The 24,874-nt window shown below is 37.3% G+C and carries 31 protein-coding genes, 1 tRNA gene and 1 pseudogene; 15 read left to right on the top strand and 18 right to left on the bottom strand.

Annotated features, from left to right (window positions below):
* Nucleotides 1-108: 108 nt before the first annotated feature.
* The gene (locus EZY12_23385; protein ID QSX67586.1) at nt 109-486 is read left to right on the top strand and encodes a hypothetical protein; all 378 of its coding nucleotides are present in this window, start codon (nt 109-111) and stop codon (nt 484-486) included.
* A gap of 12 nt (nt 487-498) precedes the next feature.
* Nucleotides 499-921: a hypothetical protein gene (locus tag EZY12_23380; protein QSX67585.1), complete on the top strand. Its 423-nt coding sequence runs from the start codon at nt 499-501 to the stop codon at nt 919-921.
* Between the two features lie 66 nt (nt 922-987).
* On the opposite strand, the gene EZY12_23375 is transcribed toward EZY12_23380, so the two are convergent.
* The gene (locus EZY12_23375) at nt 988-1,188 is read right to left on the bottom strand and encodes a hypothetical protein (protein QSX67584.1); all 201 of its coding nucleotides are present in this window, start codon (nt 1,186-1,188) and stop codon (nt 988-990) included.
* On the bottom strand, nt 1,185-1,484 hold the full coding sequence (locus tag EZY12_23370) for a BrnT family toxin (GenBank protein QSX67583.1): 300 nt from the start codon (nt 1,482-1,484) through the stop codon (nt 1,185-1,187). The genes EZY12_23375 and EZY12_23370 overlap by 4 nt, the downstream gene beginning before the upstream one ends.
* 407 nt (nt 1,485-1,891) lie before the next feature.
* On the opposite strand from EZY12_23370, the gene EZY12_23365 reads away from it, so the two are divergent.
* The 6 genes from EZY12_23365 to EZY12_23340 all read left to right on the top strand — a co-directional run bounded on the left by EZY12_23365 (nt 1,892) and on the right by EZY12_23340 (nt 4,112).
* Nucleotides 1,892-2,278, top strand: coding sequence for a XisH family protein (locus tag EZY12_23365; protein ID QSX70804.1), 387 nt, complete (start codon nt 1,892-1,894; stop codon nt 2,276-2,278).
* Complete coding sequence (locus EZY12_23360) at nt 2,266-2,601, top strand: XisI protein (GenBank protein QSX67582.1); 336 nt, start codon at nt 2,266-2,268, stop codon at nt 2,599-2,601. Before EZY12_23365 ends, EZY12_23360 begins: the two co-directional genes overlap by 13 nt.
* 14 nt (nt 2,602-2,615) lie before the next feature.
* The gene (locus EZY12_23355) at nt 2,616-2,927 is read left to right on the top strand and encodes a HigA family addiction module antidote protein (protein QSX67581.1); all 312 of its coding nucleotides are present in this window, start codon (nt 2,616-2,618) and stop codon (nt 2,925-2,927) included.
* A 7-nt stretch (nt 2,928-2,934) separates the two neighbouring features.
* Nucleotides 2,935-3,507, top strand: a complete 573-nt coding sequence (locus EZY12_23350) for a Uma2 family endonuclease (protein QSX67580.1) — start codon at nt 2,935-2,937, stop codon at nt 3,505-3,507.
* A 193-nt stretch (nt 3,508-3,700) separates the two neighbouring features.
* Nucleotides 3,701-3,898: a type II toxin-antitoxin system HicA family toxin gene (locus EZY12_23345; protein QSX70803.1), complete on the top strand. Its 198-nt coding sequence runs from the start codon at nt 3,701-3,703 to the stop codon at nt 3,896-3,898.
* 1 nt (nt 3,899) lies between these two features.
* On the top strand, nt 3,900-4,112 hold the full coding sequence (locus tag EZY12_23340; protein ID QSX67579.1) for a type II toxin-antitoxin system HicB family antitoxin: 213 nt from the start codon (nt 3,900-3,902) through the stop codon (nt 4,110-4,112).
* A gap of 161 nt (nt 4,113-4,273) precedes the next feature.
* Here the strand turns inward: EZY12_23340 and EZY12_23335 are convergent, their stop codons facing one another.
* Both EZY12_23335 and EZY12_23330 read right to left on the bottom strand, forming a co-directional pair.
* On the bottom strand, nt 4,274-4,492 hold the full coding sequence (locus EZY12_23335) for a hypothetical protein (GenBank protein QSX67578.1): 219 nt from the start codon (nt 4,490-4,492) through the stop codon (nt 4,274-4,276).
* 26 nt (nt 4,493-4,518) lie between these two features.
* Entirely contained in the window at nt 4,519-4,761 is a 243-nt protein-coding gene (locus EZY12_23330; protein QSX67577.1) for an antitoxin family protein, read from the bottom strand.
* Between the two features lie 272 nt (nt 4,762-5,033).
* Here EZY12_23330 and EZY12_23325 point away from each other — a divergent pair, with 272 nt between their 5' ends.
* Both EZY12_23325 and EZY12_23320 read left to right on the top strand, forming a co-directional pair.
* Nucleotides 5,034-7,145 (top strand): TIGR00300 family protein, encoded by a 2,112-nt coding sequence (locus EZY12_23325; protein QSX67576.1) that lies wholly within the window; start codon nt 5,034-5,036, stop codon nt 7,143-7,145.
* A 91-nt stretch (nt 7,146-7,236) separates the two neighbouring features.
* Nucleotides 7,237-7,854: a hypothetical protein gene (locus EZY12_23320; GenBank protein QSX67575.1), complete on the top strand. Its 618-nt coding sequence runs from the start codon at nt 7,237-7,239 to the stop codon at nt 7,852-7,854.
* A gap of 42 nt (nt 7,855-7,896) precedes the next feature.
* Here the strand turns inward: EZY12_23320 and EZY12_23315 are convergent, their stop codons facing one another.
* On the bottom strand, nt 7,897-8,772 hold the full coding sequence (locus EZY12_23315) for an Rpn family recombination-promoting nuclease/putative transposase (GenBank protein QSX67574.1): 876 nt from the start codon (nt 8,770-8,772) through the stop codon (nt 7,897-7,899).
* Between the two features lie 531 nt (nt 8,773-9,303).
* Between EZY12_23315 and EZY12_23310 the strand changes: the two genes are divergently transcribed.
* The gene (locus EZY12_23310; GenBank protein QSX67573.1) at nt 9,304-9,582 is read left to right on the top strand and encodes a UPF0175 family protein; all 279 of its coding nucleotides are present in this window, start codon (nt 9,304-9,306) and stop codon (nt 9,580-9,582) included.
* 566 nt (nt 9,583-10,148) lie between these two features.
* Here EZY12_23310 and EZY12_23305 read toward each other — a convergent pair.
* Entirely contained in the window at nt 10,149-12,047 is a 1,899-nt protein-coding gene (locus EZY12_23305; GenBank protein ID QSX67572.1) for an SUMF1/EgtB/PvdO family nonheme iron enzyme, read from the bottom strand.
* A gap of 108 nt (nt 12,048-12,155) precedes the next feature.
* Between EZY12_23305 and EZY12_23300 the strand changes: the two genes are divergently transcribed.
* Together EZY12_23300 and EZY12_23295 are read left to right on the top strand one after the other, a co-directional pair.
* Nucleotides 12,156-12,857: a Uma2 family endonuclease gene (locus tag EZY12_23300; protein QSX67571.1), complete on the top strand. Its 702-nt coding sequence runs from the start codon at nt 12,156-12,158 to the stop codon at nt 12,855-12,857.
* A 517-nt stretch (nt 12,858-13,374) separates the two neighbouring features.
* The gene (locus EZY12_23295) at nt 13,375-13,890 is read left to right on the top strand and encodes a DUF2085 domain-containing protein (protein QSX67570.1); all 516 of its coding nucleotides are present in this window, start codon (nt 13,375-13,377) and stop codon (nt 13,888-13,890) included.
* Nucleotides 13,891-13,903: 13 nt separating this feature from the next.
* Here EZY12_23295 and EZY12_23290 read toward each other — a convergent pair whose 3' ends face one another.
* The 11 genes and pseudogenes from EZY12_23290 to pstS all read right to left on the bottom strand — a co-directional run bounded on the left by EZY12_23290 (nt 13,904) and on the right by pstS (nt 21,610).
* Nucleotides 13,904-14,518, bottom strand: a complete 615-nt coding sequence (locus EZY12_23290) for a 2OG-Fe(II) oxygenase (protein QSX67569.1) — start codon at nt 14,516-14,518, stop codon at nt 13,904-13,906.
* Nucleotides 14,519-14,534: 16 nt separating this feature from the next.
* Nucleotides 14,535-14,828: a hypothetical protein gene (locus tag EZY12_23285; GenBank protein ID QSX67568.1), complete on the bottom strand. Its 294-nt coding sequence runs from the start codon at nt 14,826-14,828 to the stop codon at nt 14,535-14,537.
* A complete protein-coding gene (locus EZY12_23280; GenBank protein ID QSX67567.1) occupies nt 14,818-14,997 on the bottom strand; it encodes a BrnT family toxin in 180 nt (59 codons plus the stop codon). The genes EZY12_23285 and EZY12_23280 overlap by 11 nt, the downstream gene beginning before the upstream one ends.
* Before the next feature lie 2 nt (nt 14,998-14,999).
* Complete coding sequence (locus EZY12_23275) at nt 15,000-15,188, bottom strand: BrnT family toxin (GenBank protein ID QSX70802.1); 189 nt, start codon at nt 15,186-15,188, stop codon at nt 15,000-15,002.
* Nucleotides 15,189-15,431: 243 nt separating this feature from the next.
* Nucleotides 15,432-15,737, bottom strand: a pseudogene (locus EZY12_23270) (formylglycine-generating enzyme family protein).
* Between the two features lie 371 nt (nt 15,738-16,108).
* A tRNA-Cys gene (locus tag EZY12_23265) sits at nt 16,109-16,179 on the bottom strand.
* Nucleotides 16,180-16,301: 122 nt separating this feature from the next.
* Nucleotides 16,302-16,898 (bottom strand): chromophore lyase CpcT/CpeT, encoded by a 597-nt coding sequence (locus EZY12_23260; GenBank protein ID QSX67566.1) that lies wholly within the window; start codon nt 16,896-16,898, stop codon nt 16,302-16,304.
* A gap of 101 nt (nt 16,899-16,999) precedes the next feature.
* Nucleotides 17,000-17,779, bottom strand: a complete 780-nt coding sequence (locus tag EZY12_23255) for a phosphate ABC transporter ATP-binding protein (protein QSX67565.1) — start codon at nt 17,777-17,779, stop codon at nt 17,000-17,002.
* A gap of 370 nt (nt 17,780-18,149) precedes the next feature.
* Nucleotides 18,150-19,031, bottom strand: a complete 882-nt coding sequence (gene pstA, locus EZY12_23250; GenBank protein ID QSX67564.1) for a phosphate ABC transporter permease PstA — start codon at nt 19,029-19,031, stop codon at nt 18,150-18,152.
* A 286-nt stretch (nt 19,032-19,317) separates the two neighbouring features.
* Nucleotides 19,318-20,310, bottom strand: a complete 993-nt coding sequence (pstC, locus tag EZY12_23245; protein ID QSX67563.1) for a phosphate ABC transporter permease subunit PstC — start codon at nt 20,308-20,310, stop codon at nt 19,318-19,320.
* Nucleotides 20,311-20,569: 259 nt separating this feature from the next.
* Nucleotides 20,570-21,610: a phosphate ABC transporter substrate-binding protein PstS gene (gene pstS, locus EZY12_23240; GenBank protein ID QSX67562.1), complete on the bottom strand. Its 1,041-nt coding sequence runs from the start codon at nt 21,608-21,610 to the stop codon at nt 20,570-20,572.
* Nucleotides 21,611-22,150: 540 nt separating this feature from the next.
* Here pstS and EZY12_23235 point away from each other — a divergent pair.
* The gene (locus tag EZY12_23235) at nt 22,151-23,950 is read left to right on the top strand and encodes an aspartate kinase (protein ID QSX67561.1); all 1,800 of its coding nucleotides are present in this window, start codon (nt 22,151-22,153) and stop codon (nt 23,948-23,950) included.
* Complete coding sequence (locus EZY12_23230) at nt 23,947-24,276, top strand: YnfA family protein (GenBank protein ID QSX67560.1); 330 nt, start codon at nt 23,947-23,949, stop codon at nt 24,274-24,276. Before EZY12_23235 ends, EZY12_23230 begins: the two co-directional genes overlap by 4 nt.
* A gap of 11 nt (nt 24,277-24,287) precedes the next feature.
* Here EZY12_23230 and EZY12_23225 read toward each other — a convergent pair whose 3' ends face one another.
* Nucleotides 24,288-24,686, bottom strand: a complete 399-nt coding sequence (locus EZY12_23225; protein QSX70801.1) for a nuclear transport factor 2 family protein — start codon at nt 24,684-24,686, stop codon at nt 24,288-24,290.
* Nucleotides 24,687-24,874: the final 188 nt, after the last annotated feature.

Raw genomic sequence — 24,874 nt, 5'->3', positions numbered from 1 at the left:
GACCTAGGAATCGCTTATTGAGGGTGTGGGAGTGCGATAGCGAAGCGCGACCTAGGAATCGCTTTAGTGATAAAATAACCACTTATCTTTGACTTTATAGGAGAAAACTTGATTTCAATTAGTATTGAGCAAATCTACAAACTTAAAGAAATTATAACCAAATATAAGAATCTGGAATGTGTTGAATGCGCTCAAGCTATCCAAGATTACTTGGTATCACAGAGAATTTCGGGAAAGCGGCTAAAACTTTATACAGGTTCAGCAATAGGACGCGATAGTTATATCTATGATGAAAGTGTTTCTGGCGATGCAATCTCTATCAATGGTCGTCATCAAGGCATTATGATTATAATAGATGGAGTAGAAATGATATTTGATAATCATCATCCTGATGGAATCATCAGAAATCAATGGTTAGCCAACTTACTGTTTTATAATAAACTGTATAACGGCAAGCAGTTCCAAATCACAGAAGAAACTTTTTAGGAGTTAAAGATTATGGAAAAAAATCATCATAGTATTACTATAATTCCCGATGAATATTTCTATGAAATGCTCCAAAGAATTAAACAAAGACCAGGAATGTTTTTAGGTCAATGTTCGATTACTCGACTAAGAGCTTTTTTAGATGGATATATGGGTTCTAGATCAGATTTAGGTTTACCACCAACTCAACAAGAGCTAGAATTTAATCAATTCCAAGAATGGGTACAGACAAGATTTAAAATTAGTTCTTCACATGGATGGGATAGTATTATTCTTTTTTATTCTGCTGATGAAAGAGATGCACTAAATAACTTTTTTGAATTATTTGAGCAATTTTGTAATAGTGAAAATGCTACAAGAGAGGAGATGAATCAAGAAAAATTTACTGAATCAAATCCTCAACTAAAACTAACACAGGAAAGAGTTACTGTATAATTGCTTAAGTGATATCTTTTGGGGATGTTGGGAGTGCGATAGCGAAGCGCGACCTAGGAATCGCTTTTACTTAATGCTTTCAATTAATTTAATATTATTTCTCAACCATTCATTGACTAAAATTTGCACATCTATGTTTTTTTCCTGAGCAATTTTTTTAAAAAAATTATCAACATCTGGTTCAAGGTAAATAGGATAATAAAAAGTTGCATCAGAATGATAAAATTTACCTTGTTCAGCTTGTGAAAAATCATATTCTGCTTTCATAGCTTTCTTCCTTGATAATACTGCTGTTCATTAAAAGTTGCTTTCCGTACTGAAATAATACGAATCAAACACGAGTCTTCATCTGTTTGTTCAAAAGTATGAATAACAACCCTTAAAATACCCGTTTCATCTAAACCTATAGTAATCCATCTGTCTTCATAATCACTATGTTCTTCATCATATAAACTTAATTGATATTGATCACGAAAAACAGTTGATGCTAAACGAAAATTGATTTGATGTTTACGAATATTCTGTTTTTCTTTTGCTGGATTCCAATCAAAATTATAACGCAAATTTATAAATTACAAGAGATTAAATAAGTTGACATCATATTATGCCAAATATGAATTTATTTACCCCAAAACCCCTATAATTAAAGGACTTTATGGTTTTTGATGCCAAACTTATGTTAAATCAACCGATGGATCAACCTACATTCCTTATATAGTCAGGATTTTACAATTCGATGGGCTAATTTAGCATAGTAACCCACATTCCGCACCCTGGGGTGTCACATAGTATTATAACTTGATTTTCTCTTGATTTTTGGATATAAATTATGCCTTGTCGGCATCATGCATCCGTTAATCAATTGAGATTCGGTATATAATACATCTTCATTTTATCATAAAAAACAGTAAAAACCGATTGTGACAGTTGAGGGTGCGGAAGATAGGTAGTAAGTCCCGAAGAGCCAGATATTTTTCATGGAGTTGTCAAAATAGCTTTACAAAAAGATGGTTGGCAAGTTACTAATGATCCACTTACAATTAGTGTAGGAGGAGTTAATCTTTCCATTGATTTGGCCGCAGAACGGGAAGGACAAAAAATTGCAGTCGAAGTCAAAAGTTTTTTAGAAAGATCGTCTGCTATTTCCGAATTTCATACAGCATTAGGGCAATTTATTAATTATCGGGGTGCATTGAGAAGGTTACAACCGGAGCGTGTTTTATATTTAGCAGTTCCTTTAACGACTTACAAAACATTTTTTCAACTTGATTTTCCCAAAGATATGATATTAGAGAATCAGTTAAAAATGCTTGTTTATGATGTAGAGCAAGAGGTAATTTTTAAATGGATACATTAACCAGATATCGCCAGCTTATACAGCAAATATTGCAGGAATATAGTGATCAAAAACCAGCTTACGGCAATATAGAAGTTGAGACAATTTTTGATACAGAACGTGACCATTATCAAATAGTTCATGTCGGTTGGGAAGGTCAAGATTGGGTACATAGTTGTATCATTCATATTGATATTAAAGGTAGCAAAATTTGGCTGCAATGGAATGGTACAGAGGATGATATTGCTGCTGATTTAGTGGCTGCGGGAGTGAGTAAGCAGGATATTGTGTTAGGGTTTCAGTCTCCTTTTATGAGGCAATTTACAGAATATGCTGTTAGTTAAAATATTTAAGGATTATGAATAATTTGCAAGATATTACTCAAGATAGATTAGTAAGACCAATACATCCTGGTGAAGTAATTGCAGATATTTTAGATGATTTAGATATTAATCCTAGCAATTTTGCAGAAATTTTAGGAATATCTAATCAAACAATTCAGGAAATTATTAATGGTGAAGAATCCATTACTGTAGATATTGCAATTCGTCTTGGTAAAGCTTTAGGTAATGGACCTAGACTTTGGTCAAATCTTCAGCAAAAAGTTGATATTTGGGATGCTTTGCAAAGTCACAAAGAAGAATATGAGCAAGTTATGACTTTGGTTTAGAAGAAATATGGATTTTATCACGCTCTATCTACCTTCATCAATTCAAATAACAGATAATCAATTTTTTGAATTATGTCAAATTAATGAGTTAATCAAAATTGAACGTAATGCTGATCGTAGTCTGATATTAAAGACTTTATCGGGTGGTATATCTAGCAATATTAATGCTGGTTTAACTGCTCAATTAGCAAATTGGAACGATGACAAATCACAAGGTGTAGTTTTTGGTTCTGATGTCGGTTTTATTTTACCCAATGGTGCTATTCGTTCTCCTAGTGCTGCTTGGATAAAATTAGAAAAATGGAATAATTTAACAGAGGAAGAAAAGGAAAAGTTTCCTCCTATTTGTCCAGATTTTGTAATTGAGTTACTTTCTCCCAGTGATAGTTTGAAAACTACACAGAAAAAGATGAAAGAATATATAGATAATGGTGTGCGTTTAGGTTTATTAATTAATCGTAAATTTCGTCAAGTAGAAATTTATAGACCAGGTAAGGATGTTGAGGTTTTGGATTCTCCTGCTACGGTTTTGGGGGAAGATATTTTAAAGGGTTTTGTTTTGAATTTAGGGATGATTTGACTTACTAATATTCTCTTTGAGGATGTAGCGAAGCGCGACCTAGGAATCAAAAAATTAAACTTTGAGCAATTGTGTCAACTCTTAATCAGATTAGGATTTGATGAAAGAATTCGTGGTAGTCACCACATTTTTACAAAAGAAGGAGTTGAAGAAATCTTGAACCTTCAACTCAAACAAGCAAAAGCCAAAGCATATCAAGTTAAACAAGTTCGTGAAATGTTACTTAAATATCAGCTTAGGATTTGATGCAAGAATTCGTGGTAGTCACCACATTTTTACAAAAGAAGGAGTTGAAGAAATCTTGAACCTTCAACCCAAACAAGCAAAAGCCAAAGCATATCAAGTTAAACAAGTTCGTGAAATGTTACTTAAATATCAGCTAGGAGGTTAAGATGACTATGCGCTATGAAATTAATCTCTATTGGAGTGAACAAGACCAATCATTTATCGCAGAAGTTCCAGATTTACCGGGATGTGCTGCTGATGGAGAAACTTATCAAAAAGCACTGCAAAATATAGAAATTATTATGCAGGAATGGATAGAAACTGCTCAAGAGTTAGGTCGAAAAATTCCTGAACCTACACAGCGTTTAATATCTGCTTAATTGATGCTTTTGGGGATGTTGGGAGTGCGATAGCGAAGCGCGACCTAGGAATCGCTGTTTTGGGGATGAAGGGAATGCGATAGCGAAGCGCGACCTAGGAATCGCTTTTGGGATGTGGGGATGCGATCGGCTACTGACTCCTGACTCCTTCTTCAATAATATTATTTAGTGAGTGTAGCTAATCGTTTAGCATAATAACTACCGAAGAGCCACTTTTGATAAAGGTCATATACCACAGCGATCCAAATAGAGACAATAGCAGATCGATAAGCTCCCCCAGAATAAGCAACTATAGCCTCTGCTGCATATGCTCTAATATTTTCATCATCAATATCTAACAGAAGAGATTCAAGATCAGCTAGTTGACTATAGTGGTTCATAAAATAAATTAATTAAGATATTAGTATCAACGGCGTTCATGCAGCATCTCTCGTGTAAAATAAGGTGCGTTTAGTGGAATTGGATTTTGCTGCATTCGGGAAATTAGAGATTTGAGAAAAAGTTGTTTACTCTCTAAATCTGAACTGGTTGGTAAAACAACAGAACTTGATTGGACGACTAATTCAACCTCAGAACCTTCAGGTAGATTACAGGCTGTTTCCAAAATGAACGCGCCATTGCGATAAACTGCTTTTAGGGTATTGAACATAATAGCTAACTCCACATTTTGATTATTATAGATTAAATTAAGCACACAATCACAATAACCCATCAATTAACAAGTTAATATTGCATTAGCATCCAAACTTCTTTATTTTTCCCCTCACATTGTCCCTAGCAGTAATAGAATAATAGCGATATCCTTGTAAAGCCTACCAAGAGCAAAAGGTAGAGGTTAAGTAGCAGATTTGACAGAATTGGATCACCCAAACTCTGTATCCAGAAGACATTAGTAGCATTTTAGAAGTTTGTAAAATTTTTATGGTTTCCCAAATTCGTTTTTTGATGTGCGCTCCTGACCATTATGATGTGGATTATGTGATTAATCCTTGGATGGAAGGGAATATTCATAAATCCTCCCGCGATCGCGCCGTGGAGCAATGGAATAAATTATACCATGTAATTAAAGATCATGCCATTGTTGATTTAGTTGCCCCTGAAAAAGGCTGGCCTGATATGGTATTCAGTGCTAACGCGGGTTTAGTCCTCGGTGAAAATGTCGTTCTCAGCCGCTTTTTGCATAAGGAACGTCAAGGTGAAGAACCGTATTTTCAACAGTGGTTTGAACAAAATGGTTTTAATGTTTACACTCTTCCCAAAGACCTCCCCTTTGAAGGTGCTGGTGATGCACTCCTAGACCGAGAAGGGCGGTGGTTATGGGCTGGATATGGTTTCCGGTCAGAATTGGATTCTCACCCCTACCTGGCTAAATGGCTGGACATTGAGGTGATTTCCCTACGCTTAATGGATGAGCGGTTTTATCATCTTGATACCTGTTTTTGTCCTTTGGCAAATGGTTATTTGCTGTATTATCCCGGTGCGTTTGATTCTTACTCTAACCGCGTGATTGAAATGCGCGTTGCACCTGAAAAGCGGATTGCTATTGTAGAAGCTGATGCTGTTAACTTTGCTTGTAATGCGGTGAATGTGGAAAGCATCGTGATTATGAACAAAGCCAGTGAAAGTTTAAAATCACGGTTAGCAGAAGTTGGTTTCCAAGTCATTGAAACTCCTTTAACAGAATTTCTCAAAGCTGGTGGTGCGGCTAAATGCTTGACTTTGCGAGTAACAGAACCTATTGGCGAGGAAATTTACGCTAACGCATCTGTAGAAAGTCGTGTCATCCGCATGGAAGGACACTTACTAGATGCAGGTTTGATTAACCGCGCTTTAGATTTGATTGTGGAAATGGGGGGAAGTTTCCAAGTTCTCAAATTCAATTTGGGAGAACAACGTCAAAGTACATCTGCGGCTGAGGTGAGGGTATCTGCACCATCTCACGACGTGATGGAAGAAATCATCTCCCAGTTGATTGATTTGGGTGCGGTTGATTTACCCCAAGATGAACGAGATTCTAAGTTAGAACCTGTGATCCAAGCGGGTGTAGCTCCTGATGATTTCTATGTCAGTACGATTTATCCCACAGAAGTACGGGTAAATAGGGAATGGCTGAAGGTACAGAATCAACGCATGGATGGAGCGATCGCAATTTCTCAAACTGCCAATGGTATAGTAGCAAAATGTAAACTCCTCCGTGATTTAGAAATCGGCGATAAAGTAGTTGTTGATGTCTTTGGTATCCGCACTGTCCGCAAAGCCGAATCACGCGAACAACGCAATTCTCAAGAATTCAGCTTTATGTCTTCCGGTGTTTCCAGCGAAAGACGAGTGGAAATAGTTGTGGAACAAGTGGCTTGGGAATTACGTAAAATTAAGGATAGCGGTGGTAAAGTAGTTGTCACAGCAGGTCCCGTGGTGATTCATACAGGTGGTGGTGAACATCTCTGTCGCTTAGTTCGAGAAGGTTACGTACAGGGTCTTTTGGGCGGAAATGCGATCGCTGTTCATGACATGGAACAAAATATCTTGGGTACATCCCTGGGTGTGGATATGAAGCGGGGTGTAGCTGTGCGGGGTGGCCACCGACATCATTTAAAGATAATTAACACTGTTCGCCGTTTTGGTAGCATTGCTAACGCTGTAGAAGCGGGAGTGGTGAAAAGTGGGGTGATGTATGAATGTGTGAAAAATAACATCCCCTTTTCCCTCGCTGGTTCGATTCGGGATGATGGACCTTTACCCGATACCCAAATGAATTTGATTTTAGCACAACAGGAATATTCTAAAATCATTGAAGGTGCAGATATGATTTTGATGCTGTCTTCTATGCTGCATTCTATCGGGGTGGGGAATATGACTCCTGCGGGTGTGAAGATGGTCTGTGTGGATATTAATCCGGCAGTAGTGACAAAATTGAGCGATCGCGGTTCCATAGAATCTGTAGGTGTGGTGACTGATGTGGGTTTATTCCTCAGTCTGTTAACTCAGCAATTAGATAAGTTGACGAGTCCTTATGTTGCTAATGTAGGATAAGGAATACATCCTTTAAGATTCTCAATCTTGTGGTGCGGGCATCTTGCCCGCTAACATTTCAATATAATTGTTATTGAGTGAGGTAGGAATTATGGTAAAAATACAAATAATTGACTCTAATCAATCCTACACATTTGCTGATTATTTCAAATTGAATTATGAACCAGATGAAATTATAGGATATTTTGGCTATAAATTTCAATCACAATCTCTAACTTTACCAACAACTCAACAAAATTTAGAAAGATTAACAGACCTAAAAAATCGTATTGAAGAAAGTTTACCCTATATTAGTTTAACCAGTGAAACCGCCAGGAGAGAATTTTTAATTGCTCCTGTAATTATGGAACTAATTCACTATACCCATGCTAAAGTTAGAGTAGAGTATGGGTTAAATATCAATAATCAATTAAAAGGAGTTATTGATTATTACATTAAAGCTGATAATCAATTATTAGTTATTGAAGCTAAAAATGCCGATTTAGAAAGGGGAATTGTCCAATTAGCCGTAGAATTAATTGCCTTTGATAATTGGTCTCCTATTGATAATCCTATCCTGTATGGTGCAGTTTCTATTGGTAATATTTGGCAATTTGTAATTTTACATCGGGAATCAAAAGAAATTACTCAAGATTTAAACCTTTATCGTGTCCCCAATGATTTAGAAATTTTAATGAAAATTTTAGTAGCTTTAATGAAAAATTTGTAACTATAAAGTAGGTTGGGTTGCAAAACCCAACACCACAAATTATTAGTTCTGATGATCTTGTTGATTTAACCAAGTTACTAAATCAGCAACTTCAGAAATATTAAACAACGCAGCACCTAAATTTTCTAACTGTTCAACAGGTAAACCTTTGACTTTTTCAACTATTAAAGAGTCAATTTCTCCAAACCGTTGATTAAGTAAAAATAAGCAAAATTTCAGTTCTCCTTTCAGTTCTCCTTTCAGTTCTCCTTTCAGTTCTCCTCTTTGTTCTCCAATTCTTTCTCCCTTCTGCAAAATATCCTGATAAATGACTGATTCTTGCATAATATCCTCACTTAACAATTGACGAATAAAGTCTTTCTCAAACCGCAAACCTGCTAAAATCTCTGTGTAAGCTGCAATATCCTGTTTAGTCTCCCTATCTGCAATTTTAGCAACATTATTGGCAATCTGGGATAATAAGCCTTGAGGTGAGTTTGTCTGTGTTAATGGTGCTAACGGTAATAATGCCAGATTATTGAGAAATAATTCTGGTTCTTGTTCCCACATTCTGATTACACGATAACGGTGTCTGGTTGTTTCGTTAACATATTCTTCAGTAAAAACAATTGGATCATTTGTTTCTTGTAAGAAAATCACAACTTGGGTTACAGGAACTTGATATGTACGGATTAATCTCACCGAATAGTCTAACTCTCTAAAAGGAATTGGAGGTTTAGATTGTGGGTTGGTTTGAAATTCAATATGTAAAATCCGATTTTCTGTTTGTAAGAAGGTGACAAAATCAGCGCGAATTGGTTCTATACTCAATTCGGTTTTTAAGACTTTGATGGTTTTTGGTGCTTGGGGAAGCAACCATTTAGCAAAATCAAAGGGATATTTTTCTGCTAATAGTTTGCAAACGTTGTCAAAACTCATAGGGTTGTAAAATTAAATTGTCAAATTGTCTGATAGCGAAGCGTGGCGTTAGCCATATCAGGATATCCAGGATTTCAGGATTTACAGGATGTTTATTTGAGTTGTGTTTTTAGGGTTTAGAAATTTATGATTAATGTTAATATATACGATTTTCAAACATAAAATTCTCAAAATACAAATTACAAATACTCAATTTATTTAAATAATTTAGGAATATGGACATTACAAAAATCATAAAAATCCTGTTCGCGCAGCGTGGCGTTAGCCATTTCTGACAATATTTAATCAGTTTCACACAAAAATGTAAAGAAAAACCAGAAATTTATCAATAACATCCTGTAAATCCTAAAATCCTGGATATCCTGATTCTGACAATTAAAATCACTTTCTTTTGACCAGAAAATATTGTTGTAAAAAGTTCAACAGCAGAATTATTTATTTCCCTCCGTGGTAAAATCCAATATTTTGAAGATATAACTACCTCTGTGGGTTTATAATATAAGCATCATCAAAATAAACAAATGTGATTGTATGACTAAAGTAGAGTTTACCATTCCCATCCATAGCGTCACAGACACTATCAGAAAAGAAGCAGAAAATAAAGCTAAAGAAGCTTATGTAATGACACTACTAAAACACGGAGAAATTAGTAGTGGTAAAGCTAGTCAATTATTAGGAATTTCTCGATTAGATATGATTGAGTTAATGTCTAAATATGATATATCTCTTTTTGACGATAGTATGAGTTTAGAGGAATTTCAGTCAGAAATCAATCAAGCGAGAATGGGGTTAAAAGCAAATAATTTATGATTATTGTTTCTGATACAACCCCATTAAGCAGGAGAATCTTAAAAATTGTCAGAATCAGGATGTCCAGGATTTTAGGATTTATAGGATGTGGGTTTAAGTTGTTATTTTTAGGATTTAAGAATTTATGATTAAGGTTAATATATACGAACAGAATTTAAGTCATTCAACATTGTTAAACATAAAATTTTCAAAATACAAATTACAAATACTCAATTTATTTAAAATAATTTAGGAATATGGACATGACAAAAATACTGAAAATCCTGATTCTGAGAACATTTAATATTCAGTTTCGCGCAATCTCTCTTAGAGATCCCGCAGGGTAGACGCAAAGTAGCAAAGACGCAAAGGAAAACCAGAAATTTATCAATAACATCCTGTAAATCCTTAAATCCTGGATATCCTGATTCAGACAATTTAAAAAATGTGTGCTATCCTAAGCAAAGACACCACAATCGGCTTTACTGTCGAAAGAAAAAATTTTATTTTTCCGCCTAGCGGCGGGGGTTAAGAAGGGGAAAGAGAAAGAAGGGAAAAGGGCAAAAGAGCAAGAGCGTAAAGGGCTACTAAGTCCTCGCCGCACCACTACATACAACCCGAAAACCAATAAAGTAGTAGTAGTCGTCGAGGAGGTTGAGGTCGCTGCGAGAAGCAGAACGGCAATAGCCAGGAATGAAGGTCCACGAACCACCGCGCAGCAGCTTGATTGATACACTTTGACTTGTCAAAGCACTACCGTCTCTAGGAGCATCACTATAATTATTTATATAATCATCCAAACACCACTCCCACACATTACCGTGCATATCATACAAACCAAAAGCGTTAGGGGGAAAAGAACCTACATCTGTGGTTTGTTGACGATACTGGCCTTTTGGTGCAGAAGCATAAGTGTAATTACCATTATAGTTTACCAATTCTGGGGTAATACTTTCACCAAAATAAAATGGTGTAGTAGTTCCGGCTCTACAAGCATACTCCCATTCAGCTTCACTGGGTAATTTATAGTTTTTTCCTGTTTTTTGACTTAACTTTTCACAGAATTTAACTGCATCATTCCAACTGACTCGTTCAACTGGGCGATTATTGCTTTTGAATCGAGAAGGGTTACTACCCACGATAGCTTGATATTGTGCCTGTGTCAATTCATATTTTCCCATGAAGAAACTAGGAACAGTAACTTGATGTTGGGGACTTTCGTCTGAATCCCTTCCTGCTTCGTTTTCCGGTGAACCCATGATAAATGTTCCTCCTGGGATTTCCACCATTTCCAATGTCACACCACTTCCCAAATCTTCTGTGAAATATTTTGCACTTTCATTACGTCGGTTAATGATGTTTCCGGTTGCGTTAGTGCTGACCACTTCAAAACTAAAGGTTTTCAGGTTATTTGAAATTGAGGTTGGATTTTGCTTCCCAGAAAATAAATTTTGTCCCACAAATGGGATAGTTACAGCACTTAAAGATAATGCTCCATAGATAAAAACGCGACGATCTATTTTACCATTTATTATAATTGTAGAATTTCCCGAAGATGAATTTTTGTTTGTGCTTGGAGGTACATAACCGGTAGAAGGAATTTGTAAATCTTTGATGACTTCATCCGCAGATTGATACCGTTCTAGAATCTCAATTTTCAACAACTTATCTAAAACTTTACCTAATTCCTGACTTACAGGACTAGGTAAATGTTGTCGCCAATTATTCACCCAACTAAAACCATTTCTTTTCCATAAATTCAAAGGATGAACCCCTGTTAAAAGATGAAAACAAGTTGCACCTAAAGCAAATAAATCACTGGCTGGATAAGCTTCACCAAGCTGAATTTGTTCCAGTGGACTATAACCATGAGTACCTATTCGTGTTCCTATTTGGGTGTGAACTGTGGTAGTTAATTGTTTAGAAGCCCCAAAATCAATTAATACCAACTTACCATCACTGGCTCGGCGCATGATATTCTGTAGTTTAATATCCCGATGAATAACCTGGCGCTCATGAATAAACTTTAAAGATGGTAATAAATCTAGTAATAATTCCCGAATTTGGGTTTCCTTGTATTTTCCCTTTTGTGCTAATTCATCTAATAAATTTTCCCCTTCAATAAACTGTTGTACCAAATAGAGAAACCCATTATCTTCAAAATAAGCAAACAGCGTTGGTATTTGCGGGTGTTCTCCTAAATCTTGTAAACGTTTAGCTTCTTCAATAAATAACTCTGTGGCTTTTTTTAAAGCGTAAGTTCCTGACTGTTTAGGTGCAAGTTGCTTGATTACACAAGTTTCATTGAGTTTCTGGCTATCTTCCGCTAAATAGGTTCTCCCAAAACCACCTTCAGCAGAAAGCAACCGCAATACTCGAAAGCGATTGATTAATAATGGTATCAATGGGGTTCTGCAACTTTGACAAAACTCGTTATCATCAGGGTTGATAGGTTGGGAACAATCTGGGTTTAAGCAGCAAATCATAAACTGTGATAGATGACTGTATAACCTTTATAATACAATATTCAGTAATTCCGCGATTCCTGTTCTCTGATATAATACTAAACTAACAACTGCAATTTCTTAAACAGTATGAGTGAAACCCTGGCTGATATTGCTATACCACCGCAGTTTCCTGATCATACTCAACTACCAGAGTCTGATGGTACTTTCGTGAAAAACTTTCAAGAACATCCTCAAAGTATAATTATCACAGATTCAATAATTCAAACTTTACAAAAGTTACATCCCGACGGACAATTTTGTATAGGTCAAGATTGTGGGATTTATTGGCGCAAAACAGAACCACCAGAAAAAGGTACAGTAGCACCAGACTGGTTTTATATCCCTGATGTAGCACCACAATTAGCAGGTAAAATTCGCCGTTCTTATGTTTTATGGCGGGAATATATTCCTCCATTAATTGCTATAGAATTAGCTAGTGGTAATGGTGAAGAAGAAAGAGACACAACACCTCTACCGGGTTTAAAAGAAGGTGAAAAACCTGGTAAATTCTGGGTATACGAGCGCATTATCCGCGTTCCCTACTATGCTATTTATGAAATTAATAATGGCAAATTAGAAGTTTATCATTTGGTTGATTTTTCTTACCAAAAAATGCAGCCTAACGAACGCGGACATTATCCCATTCCCCCTTTAGGTGTAGAATTAGGATTATGGCAAGGAAGTTACTTAAATAATCCTGAACAACTTTGGCTACGCTGGTGGGATTTAGATGGTAATTTATTATTGGTAGTTGACACTCTCAGGTCTAAAGACACTGAGATTCTTTAATCAATGAGCCAACTTACAATTGCTGGATTACTCCAACAAAAACAGAGGTCGATTCTCCTAAAGCGTTAATTCCGGTATGCCCTACCGTACTCGATTTTTGTATTTCATTTTTCACCAAATTTAGCTTTCCTAAACTGCAATACTGTTAGGTATGACTACGCACTAAACCAAATTAGTTAAGTTTTTACGTTGTTTAGTTATACTTAAACTATGGAACTTTTAAAAGTATATCACACCTACTGTTACTAGTCAACGAGTTAGGCTAAATATTTTCGCCCGTGTCGCTTATATCTCAGCACTAAAGTGACTGAGCTTTACGCTTACCGAGTAATCTTGTAAAGAAGAAGCCCAATTACAAAAATTAAGGGCTGAACAACAAAAACAAAGGGCTGAACAGCAACAGCAAAGGGCTGAACAAGCAGAACTTAAAGCTGTACAATTAGCCGAACGTTTACGAGCAATGGGGATAGATCCAGATACAATAGATTAAGAAATGTTTCGCGTAGAGAAAAGGAAGATGCAAAGGGTTATTTTGTCAAGAGATTTACAGATTAAACAGGTTAATTGGGTAAGTTTTTTTGCTGATTTCCTGTTAGCAGGGATGGTTTTTGGTCCCCCTCTTGCTCCTTTTCTGGCTGCGTCTGGCGTGTTTTTGCTTCCAGGTATTGCGGACATTATTTACTTTATGGGTAATCACGTTTGTCCGCAACCGACAATGGGTTTAGAGTTAGCGCCACCCTTTATCATGGCAGTATGTATGCGCTGCTATGGGACAGTAACAGGGTTGTTAATTACTCGGATTTTATATAGTGTAACTGCTGGTAAAGGCATTTATTGGTTAAGTCAATACGGTTGGAATGGTGCGGCTGTTGCTAGTGTATTAATGATGGCTTATCCTTTGGAGTTAGCAGCGCAGATTTTCGGTTTGTGGGATTTTAATAATTATCTTGTTACTCCTTTCGGTTTGATTACTGGTTTGGCCTGGGGTTTATTTGCAATGCCACTTTTGCATAAGTGGGAACATGGTAAGTAGTTGCAAAGTTTACTTACTTCCTTTGCTTTTTCCCATTCCCTTGATTAGCCCTAGACTCTAATGTAAACTGTGGTATTTCCTCAAGTTCAGCTGCACTCAAACAATACTGTTCACACACAAGACTTAACCGATTTCCAGGAGTTGTAACTGCATTCACAGCATGAGTTAAATCACCCTGAAAGTAAATTAAAGAATTGGTTTGAGGTTTAATTTGTCCAACTTGGCGTTTTTGCAATTTTAACACCAATTCTCCCCCCTCCATATCCTCCGGTACACGCACATAAAGAACGCTCACAGATGCAGGTGGTTCAACGGTTTTACAATAGGAACGCAAAGACCGATCAATATGTGGGTCAACGCGAGAACCTGCCTTGAGTAGTAGAGGATTCAAATAAAAGGCATTACAATTAGATAAAAGTGCCTTATCTAAATAAGGTTTGAAATAGGGGAACTTTTGGCAAACTTCCGCTAAACCTTGACGCTGAAATACTACAGAAAAGCCTTTAGTATTAATAAAATCTCGGTTCAGGTTATTGATCGCAAAGTATGGACAAGCTTGGATTTCTCCCCACAAGTCCTGGAGATATTGAACAGGAAAGGCGTTAGGTTGTTGTTGATAGTATTTCACGGTCAGTTAAATTAATTTATCTAATTGTTTCCGTCTTAATTTCTTGCATAATTTGAGAAACTTCTTCTTCAGATTGAATATGACGTGACAAAACTTGTAAAGTTGTATTTAATAATCGTTCATTAAATAACTTGGCTATATCTGCTCGTAAACCTTGTCCAATATAAAATTTCAGCAAGGCTTCTATAGACATATCTCTATTAACAGCTACTTCTTCTAGAGAGGCTAAAGTATCTGTGGGTATTTTGATAGACACAACTTCTGTGACACGGGGACGCAGTTGCAATTTTACTTCTTCATTATTGCTCATATAATCTCCTTTCGGTTTTTGTTGCTAGACGAGCCGAAATAATTCTGTTTCGAGTTTGTCGTTCTACATAAACAACTAACAATAAACGTTGTGATAATGAATAACCCAAAATAAAATCTCGTTCTTCATTATTAGCACTAGTACAGCACGGCGTAAATAAAACAACCATTCTCAATCGCCAAAAAGCTTACGCCATATTATTTTTGACTTTTGACTTTTGACTTTTGACTTTCGCCTTGCGGTACTAGCATCTCCTTCTTGATAGAAAGGATCAAAAAATACTTCTACTGCTTCTTCAAATCTCACACCATGTTTAAAAAAATTACTCTCAGCTTTATTTATATCCCATTCAAATTCAATTCCCTGATTTCGATAAACAAAATTCATTCTTGAGGTAATTTTCCTTTATTTATTGTTTATATTTGTTCTTCAAATTACACGAATCATACCAATCATTTTAATATACAAAACCTAAACTGACAAATCACCAAAAAATCATGTAAATCCTCAAATCCTGTAAATCCTGATTCAGACAAAAAAATTTTTAAGAGGTCACTACGCTCGTAAGGGTAAAGGGCAAAAGAGCAAGAGTATAAAGGACTACTAAGTCCACGCAGCACCACACACAACACGAAAACCGACGTTGTTGAAGTCGAAGCCCGCATGATTAATGTTGCGACACGCAGAACGGCAAGCTTCAGGAATGTAGTCCCAAGAACCACCACGCAGGAGATGATTATTGTCGCTTTGACTTGACCAAGCACTACCATTTATAGGCGCACCTTTATAGTCATCATGCCAACCATCTTGATACCATTCCCAGACATTACCGTGCATATCACACAACCCAAATTCATTGGCTACTTGAAAACTACCGACATCAGTTGTTTGTTGACGATAGTTACCTTTTAGCTATTTGACTTTCTACTTCAGCTATTTCTTTATCAAAATTATCAAGATTTCGTTTTAAACGAACTCTTTGAGCTTAGTCAATTGTTGCACAATATTGTTGATAACAAGCTTTTCGTTCTTCTAATAAATTTGTAAGTTTTTCTTGAAGTTGTTGAAGTTTTTTTCTCTCGCCCTCGATTGTATTTCATCCGACTAAGAACCGCTATATTGGGGTAGATACCTTTTCTTTACTTTTACCCCAATAGCTATGCCAAACTAGCCGAATTTACCCCAAACTTGCCCCAAAAAATTAGGGACGGGCATTGCGCTCGTCCCTTCATTGATTGCCAAAATGCTTATATTGCTTATTTTTGGCTGTTCTTTCTTAAAGGCGACACCCGGATTTGAACCGGGGGTGAAGGTTTTGCAGACCCTTGCCTTACCACTTGGCTATGTCGCCGCGCCTATAGTTACTAATGTTAGCACCATTTTTCCAAATTTGCACCATTTAGGCGAAAATTTTTAGGCTATTCATTCTTTTTCACGAACTGGACAGACGCAAAGCCTGTCCTCCACTGGAGATTAGGGAATTATTTTCACTTCATCAGCAAAGTTACCCCAGCGGACAAAGTAAAATGGACCAGCGACAGAACCCCAAATATGCTCATCTGTGTCAGGATTTCGGCCTCTGTCGCGGCTGATGAACTGTTTATCATCAAGTTCAAAATCACTATCTAAATAGGTTCTTTGCCCGTCACGCATGACAATACAGCCTTTTCCCGGTTCGACTGTGCCTTTAAACTTGCTACCAGTCCACTCTACAATCATGTTACAACCAGAAAGCTTATCTAGGCGATCGCCCGTTAAACTTTGCAACCGTGGTAAATCGCGGGAAGCACCATAAAAATCTTTTTCTTCTTTGACAGTGTAATTTTCAATGTGGATTTTATCCCCTACTGTCAGCAAATTTAACACCCGCACCCGATAGGGCTTATTCAGCATATAGTCATAAGCTTGTTCCACAAACAAACTTACCCCTGATAATACCCCAAAATCAAGGGGACGCATACATACACGAATATGGGCAAAAAAAGCCGGATTCTCAAAAACCTGGGCTTGATTACTAAAATCAGCCGCCATCCACCTAGCTAAGGTAGTAATATCTGTAGAATGAGTCATACCAATTTTGGATTTTGCATGAGCAACGCTTTTGATTTTAAATCCTGATGACCCTTGATTTGGTAATTTTACAAATATTTTGACTCAGTAACTCCTGAAAGTTAACCAAATCGTCCAGACACATAGTCATGAGTCCGAGTATCTAAGGGATTACGAAAAATTTGACCTGTCTCCCCGAATTCCACCATTTGACCAATGCGACTTTCATCGGTGCTAAAAAAGGCAGTAAAATCAGAAACGCGAGTCGCTTGCTGCATATTATGGGTAACAATCACAATTGTAAATTCTGTTCGCAACTTGTGAATTAATTCTTCTACTTTCATAGTAGCAATAGGATCAAGGGCTGAACAGGGTTCATCCATAAGCAGTACCTTAGGTTTAACAGCTAAAGCCCTGGCAATACAGAGACGTTGTTGTTGTCCACCAGAAAGCCCTGAAGCAGATTGATTCAGTTTATCTTTGACTTCATCCCACAAAGCTGCATCCTTAAGCGCAGATTCAACCATTTCATCTAATGCTACTTTTGGCTGTTTCCCGGCAATTTTCACACCGTAAGCCACATTTTCATAAATACTCATCGGAAAAGGATTGGGCTTTTGGAATACCATGCCAATTTCTCGACGGAGACGATTGATATTAATTTTAGGATCATAGATATTTTGACCGAAAAATTCTATCCGGCCTTCAACTTTGACTTTTCCTTCTAATTCACTAATCCGATTAATAGTTTTGATGAATGTAGATTTACCACAACCACTAGGACCAATTAATGCAGTAACTTGGTTCTTGTAGATATCTAATGATATCCCCTCAATAGCTTTATAGGTTCCATAATAAAAGCTAAGATTTTTGACTTGAATGGCAGTGGTTAGATTACTCATGATTAACTAAAGATAGGACAGAAAATTTTTTAGCTTAACCGACAGAAGCTCCACGTCTGACCCGATAGGGCATCGGGGTATGAATGGCGCGTGAATTGACGACGGTTTTTCGACCAACGCGACAGCAAGGAAGGAAAACATGGAGACAATTCACAAATTTTGTGTTATGAACTGAATATCTTGGCAAGGCGAATCAGATTAGCGATAACCAAGCTAGATACATGATCATTTTTGTTGATTAACCTTGATTTTGCCTTTGGAACGAGGGGTCAGCCTATCGCCTTAACATCAGTCTTGTTGTTCTCGAAGAGCAAAAAGCTGTTAACTGGGTAGGAAGCCTATACTTACCCGCCAGGGAAGTGTAGGTAGTTCACTTGAGCTTACTTTTCTTAGCAATTACGCGAGACAACAGACTGAAAAACAAAACTAAAGTCAGAAGAATGATAGAAGTAGTCCATACTAATTGGTTTACTTCTGGGTCAGGATTATTATAAAGATTAAAAATTAATACTGGTAAGGAAGCAGTAGGACTTAATAAATTATCTGACCAATTCTGACTAAATAAAGCAGTAAAAATTAGTGGTGCAGTTTCACCAGAAGCACGAGCTATAGCTAAGGAAATACCAGTAGTTATTCCTGGGATAGCAGAACTAACAATAACCCGAAAGGTGGTTTGAAAGCGAGTTCCGCCCAAAGCTGCGGATGCAAGACGTTGGGGAACAGGAATTAGCTTTAAAGCCTCTTCTGTTGTCAATACTATCACTGGTAGCATGATCACAGCTAAGGCAAAGCCCCCAGCCAAGGCACTAAATCCCTTGGTTAACAAAACAACCGTACCATAAGCAAACATCCCGACGACGATGGAAGGAACACCTGTAAGAATGCTAGTAATAAACCGAACATACTTAGTAATTGGGTTGGTTTGACTAAATTCTGCTAAAAAGATCCCCGTCATTATTCCCACAGGAATACTGAGTAATGCACCGATACCTACCATAAGTATAGTACCAATAATAGCATTCGCAAACCCATTTTCAATTAATGGCCGGAATAACATATCTAGTTTGAAGCCAAAAAGTCCTTTGCGGAGAATTTCCCACAATATCGAAAATAATGGCAGAAGTGCTAAACCAGTCAAACTGAAGGCAATCCCATTCATTAGATATGTAAATACTTGTCTGCCTCTGGGTAGAGGCTGATATAGTTCAGCCGCTATAGATTGATCTATTTCTGAATTTGGATAATCGCGCATATTAATTTTGGATTTTAGATTTTGGATTTTAAATTGTTTATAGCAATAAGTAGTCGGACAAATTTAAATTCGTTGGTAGGAAACAGGGAATTGGGAACAGGGAATTGGGAACAGGGAACAGAAAAACAATTTGTGCAATTAATTCTGTATCCATAAAGGCAAGAGACGTTCCTTCCTTCTTCCTTCCTCCTTCTTCCTTCCTCCTTCTTCTTCTTCCTTCTTCTTCTTCCTTCTTTCTCCTTTTTCCTGACTCGGTGACTCCTTTTTCCTGACTCCTTTTCCCTAATTATCTATTCTTTTTGCCAACCCATTCCACGATGAATACTGCCGCGATATTTATTACTAGAGTTAATGCAAATAGAATTAGTCCTAAATAACTTAATGAACCAATATGCAAGCCCGGTTCAGATTCAGCAAATTCATTAGCTAGAATAGCGGGAATAGTATAGGCTGGATCCAGTAAAGATAGGCTTATTTGAGCAGAGTTACCTATTACCATTGTCACAGCCATTGTTTCTCCTAATGCCCTACCCAGAGATAACATTGCTGCACTTACCATCCCAGAAAATCCTGCTGGTAATAAAACCCGAAAAATTGTTTCCCAGCGAGTTCCCCCTAAAGCCATAGATGAACTACGTAACTCTTTGGGGATCACCAATAATACATCACGAGAAATAGCTGCCATTGCGGGTAAAATCATAATGGCAAGGATAATTCCGGCTGTTAACATATTGTTGCCGGCTGCGTCTTGGGTGTTAAATAGCGGGATGAAGCCAAGAGTGTTACCCAACCACTTTTGCAAGGGTGTTATGATGGGAATAAATACAAAAATTCCCCATAAACCAATAATAACGCTGGGTATAGCGGCAATTAATTCAATGACAAAAGCGAGGGTTGTTTTGATTGGGTTTGGTAAAAAGTCCTCACTTGTGACTAAGGCGATGGATATGCCTACAGGTATAGTTAATAAAATAGCGATCGCGCTACTTACCAAAGTTCCATAAATATAAGGTAATGCCCCAAAAATTTGATTACCTGTATCCCAATCTTGACCCCATAAAAAGCCGAGTCCAAATTTACTGATAGCTGGTTGTGCTTCCCTAAAAATTACCCAAGTCATTACAAATAGAATAGCTACGGTAATACCTGAGAAGATATACACCAGCCATGTAAATCCTTTATCAAACCAGAAATTAATCCCACCAGTAGATGTTAAATCAATATTTCCATCACTTAAATTTAGTGAATTATCATCCTGTGGTCCAAATAAATTAGCCATGATTAATAAAAATTTTATACAAATAGAATCTGAATTCCCTGTTTCTTAAGTAAGTAGGCATAATTAAATATGACATGGGCAGGCTAGAAGCCCACCCCACAATCAGGATAATATTCTTGTGGGGTGGGCTTCTAGCCTGCCCTAATCAACAATATTATTTTATATTTATTTCAGCCCATCTACTTACTATTAGATATTTTGGCTAAGAGTGGAAATTACCAACCCCCAACCAAAATTAATTACATAAGAAGAGAGAAAATTACTTAACGGTGCTATTCACTGTTTGTAATACACGGTTAACAACATCACCAGGAATTTTAGTATAGTTGAGGTCATCATTATACTGTTGACCGTCTTTGAGTACCCAGTTAATCCATTTCTTCACAGCTTCAGCTTTTGCAGGATTAGAATACTTCTGATAAACCATCATCCAAGTTAAACCGACAATAGGATACCCTTGTCCTGGATCTCCTACAAACACGCGGTAGTTATCAGGAAACTTGACAGTTGATAAAGCTGAGTTAGCAGATGCTAAAGAAGGAGCAACAAATTCTCCCTTTTTATTTTGTACTTCCGCTGAGTTGAGTTTGTTTTTGGTAGCGTAGTCATATTCAACATAACCAATTGAACCAGGAGTGCTTTTAACTAAAGCAGCTACTCCAGGATTACCTTTCCCTTTGAGAGCGTTTGGTAAGGTCCATTTGGGAGCGGTGTTTGCTCCAATTCTGCCTTTGAAATAACCACTAATAGCACTTAAGTGATTAGTAAAAATGAAGGTTGTGCCACTACCATCAGCGCGGACTACAAATTTAATGGGTTGATTTGGTAGATTTACACCAGGGTTGTCCGCTTTAATTTTCGCGTCGTCCCAGTTTTTAATTTGTCCAGAGAAAATCGCTGGTAATGTCGCGCGAGATAATCTCAATTTGCTGACACCAGGCAAATTATAAACAACGGAAACAGCGCCACCAGCAGTGGGTACTAAGATTACACCATTCTTAACTTTAGCGATTTCATCATCTTTCATCGCTGCATCACTACCACCAAAGTCAACAGTTCCCGCAATGGTTTGACGAATACCACCACCACTACCAATTGCTTGATAGTTGACTTTCAAATCGGGGAATTTCTTTTTAACTTCACGAGCATATTTTTCGTAAAGAGGAGCGGGAAAGGTTGCTCCAGCGCCGTTTAAGGTTTCAGCAAGAGCGATCGCACTCAAGACTGGACTCAATACAACAGCCCCGGTTATCACTGAAGTGGCAACAACACGATTCAAAATAGTGGATAAAAAAGCCATACTGCCTCTAAACTTTTAAGGAATACTTACTTAGGGAATTACATCCTTGTATTAATTTGATATGGAATAGTTAAGAAGAGATTAAGGAAATGCGGTAAATAGTTTAAAATCCATTTAAAAATTCTATAGTATTCCTATTTGATTTTTTGATAGCTTACGGTAGCCATACTACACGTAGGCGTTGTTCACCATAAACAGGTTTTGGTGGGCAATGCCCACCCTACACTAGAATAAAATATCCTAGCAGGGTTATATCAATGAGATAGCCTACTAGGAATAGGTAATATTTTTTGCCATGTTTGAATGGATTGGTATAGATTTACGCAAATATAAATACTTCCTGATCCTTAACTACAATAAATAAAAAAGGTGTATAAATTGGTTAAGATAGTTTGTATGACTGGTTAACTTGTGATTAAAATTAGAGTCTAAAGTTGCTAACTAATGTATTTTTTTTGGTAATCTAAACTGGCACTTCCAGGGTTTTTTATTTTTATAGAAGCCTTAATTGTGGCATAACAAGCGATTAAAGAGAATTTTATGGCGCTCATAGTTCAAAAATACGGTGGTACATCTGTTGGTTCAGTCGAACGTATTCAAGCTGTTGCGACTAGGGTTAAAAAAACTGTCAAAGCTGGAAACTCTGTCGTAGTAGTAGTTTCAGCAATGGGAAAAACTACTGATGGATTAGTTAAACTCGCTAATGATATCTCTAAAACTCCTAATCGTCGGGAAATGGATATGCTGCTGTCTACGGGAGAGCAAGTTACCATTGCTTTACTCAGTATGGCATTGCAGGAAATTGGCCAACCAGCAATTTCGATGACGGGCGCTCAGGTAGGCATTGTTACTGAAGCCGAACATACCCGCGCTCGGATTTTACATATTGAAACAGAACGCTTAATGCGGCAAATCAATGCAGGTAAAGTTGTTGTTGTTGCAGGTTTCCAAGGGATTAGCAGTACAGACGAATTAGAAATTACTACTTTAGGGCGTGGTGGTTCTGATACTTCCGCAGTGGCAATAGCCGCAGCTATCGGCGCAGATTTTTGTGAAATTTATACAGATGTACCGGGGATTTTGACTACAGATCCTCGCATTGTTCCCGAAGCCCAATTATTGACCGAAATTACCAGTGATGAAATGCTGGAATTGGCTAGTTTGGGGGCAAAGGTATTACATCCCAGGGCTGTGGAGATTGCCCGAAATTATGGCATTCCCTTGGTTGTGCGTTCGAGTTGGACAGATCAACCAGGAACTTGGGTAACAACACCACCAAGACAAAATCGGGCTTTGGTAAATTTAGAATTAGCCCATCCTGTAGACACTGTAGAATTTGATATTCAACAGGCAAAGGTGTCTTTATTGCGTGTTCCTGACAGACCAGGGGTAGCAGCTCAGTTATTTGGGGAAATTTCCCAGCAAAATGTTGATGTGGACTTAATTATTCAATCTATTAATGAAGGTAATAGTAACGACATTTCATTTACGGTAAATAACTCAATATTAAACCGAGCAGAAGCAGTATCATTAGCTATAGCCCCAGCTTTGAGAAATCAGCGTATTTCTGATGAAGCGGAAGTTATGGTAGAGAAAGATACTGCAAAAGTAAGTATTGTGGGCGCAGGGATGATTGGTCGTCCTGGGGTAGCAGCGCAGATGTTTAATAGTTTGGCTGGCGCTGGTGTAAATATTCAGATGATTTCTACCAGTGAAGTCAAGGTGAGTTGTGTAGTTGATGCTTCAGACTGCGATCGCGCTATAGCTGCCCTTTGTAACACATTTGAAATAAATTTTTCCTCTACTTCCCTAACCTCTCCTAGAACTAAATCCCCTGCTGTACGTGGTGTTGCTTTAGACGTGAATCAAGCCAGGATTGCGATTCGACAATTACCAAATCGTCCGGGTATGGCCGCAAAATTGTTTGGATTACTGGCAGAATATAACGTCAGTGTAGATATGATTATTCAATCCCAACGTTGTCGGATAGTAGATGGTGTTCCCCGTCGGGATATTGCTTTTACTGTAGCGAGAATGGATGCAGAAAACGCCCAACAAAAATTAATTGCAGTTGCAAAAGCATTTGATTGGGGTGAGGTGGTATTGGATAAAGCGATCGCTAAAGTTAGTATAGTTGGTTCTGGTATGGTAGGACAACCAGGGATTGCTGCCAAAATGTTTACAGCTTTAGCACAAAATCATATCAATATTCAAATGATTGCGACTTCAGAAATTAAGATTAGTTGTGTTGTGGGAGAAGATGACGGTGTGAAGGCTTTACAAGTAATTCACTCAGCTTTTAATTTGGCTGGAAGTGAAAAATTTGTAGTTCCAGTGTGAACAGATCAAGTTTGATTTTTTTCTTAATTGCAGCGCTCGGAGAAATTTCTGGGTGCTACAGTTTTTGGGCATGGTTAAGATTAGGAAAAAGCATCTTTTGGATTATTCCGGGAATCTTTGCTTTGATCATCTTCGCTATTGCTCTAACTAAGGTAGATGCTGATAATGCTGGGAGAGTTTATGCCGCTTATGGAGGAATCTATATATTTTCATCTTTACTGTGGTTATGGTTATTTGAAGGTGTCAAGCCGGATAGATGGGATTTATTCGGTGTGTTCATTTCTCTTCTGGGAACAGTGATTATTTTATTTGGTTCACATAGATAAATCCATCATTCTTAATAAGATTTACCATCACTACCAAAGTATTCTCGATAGGCACAAATTTGATTATCACGAATATCAAAGGCGATGGCAACCCGATTTTTATAAGGTTTTCCTAATAATAATCCTTCGTCTCGAAATTCAAAAATTACGGTTTTTTCATTGCTGGTAATACTATCTAGTGAGGTAAGTTTTATTCCTGATTGAAAGGCTTGTGAAACATATTCAAAAAACTCTTTTGCCCGGGCTTTGCCTTGATTTAAACCGTGAAATTTTCCCGTAGGAAACCAAAAGGTAAAATCATCGGTGAGTATATCTAAAAATGCTTGCCAATCACCAGTTTCCAAGCCTTGTGTAAAATATCCAAATGCTTGTTGAGCAACGCTTAAAGTATTCTCTAATTTTGTTGTCATCATTAATATCAAATTTTAAATTCGCGGCTATTTGGATTTACAATATAGCAATAATATTTGAATTTTGAAAAATCCAAGTATTTGTAGGGTGCGTTAGGCATAGCCGTAACGCACCTTAAGCTTGATAAACGGTGCGTTACGAGACGAGCTAACTCACCCTACGTGCATTTTAAAAATCAAATATTAGT

Source organism: Dolichospermum sp. DET69, assembly GCA_017355425.1.
In the GTDB taxonomy this organism is placed as follows: Bacteria; Cyanobacteriota; Cyanobacteriia; order Cyanobacteriales; family Nostocaceae; genus Dolichospermum.
This window is presented reverse-complemented; position numbering and strand designations above follow the sequence as displayed.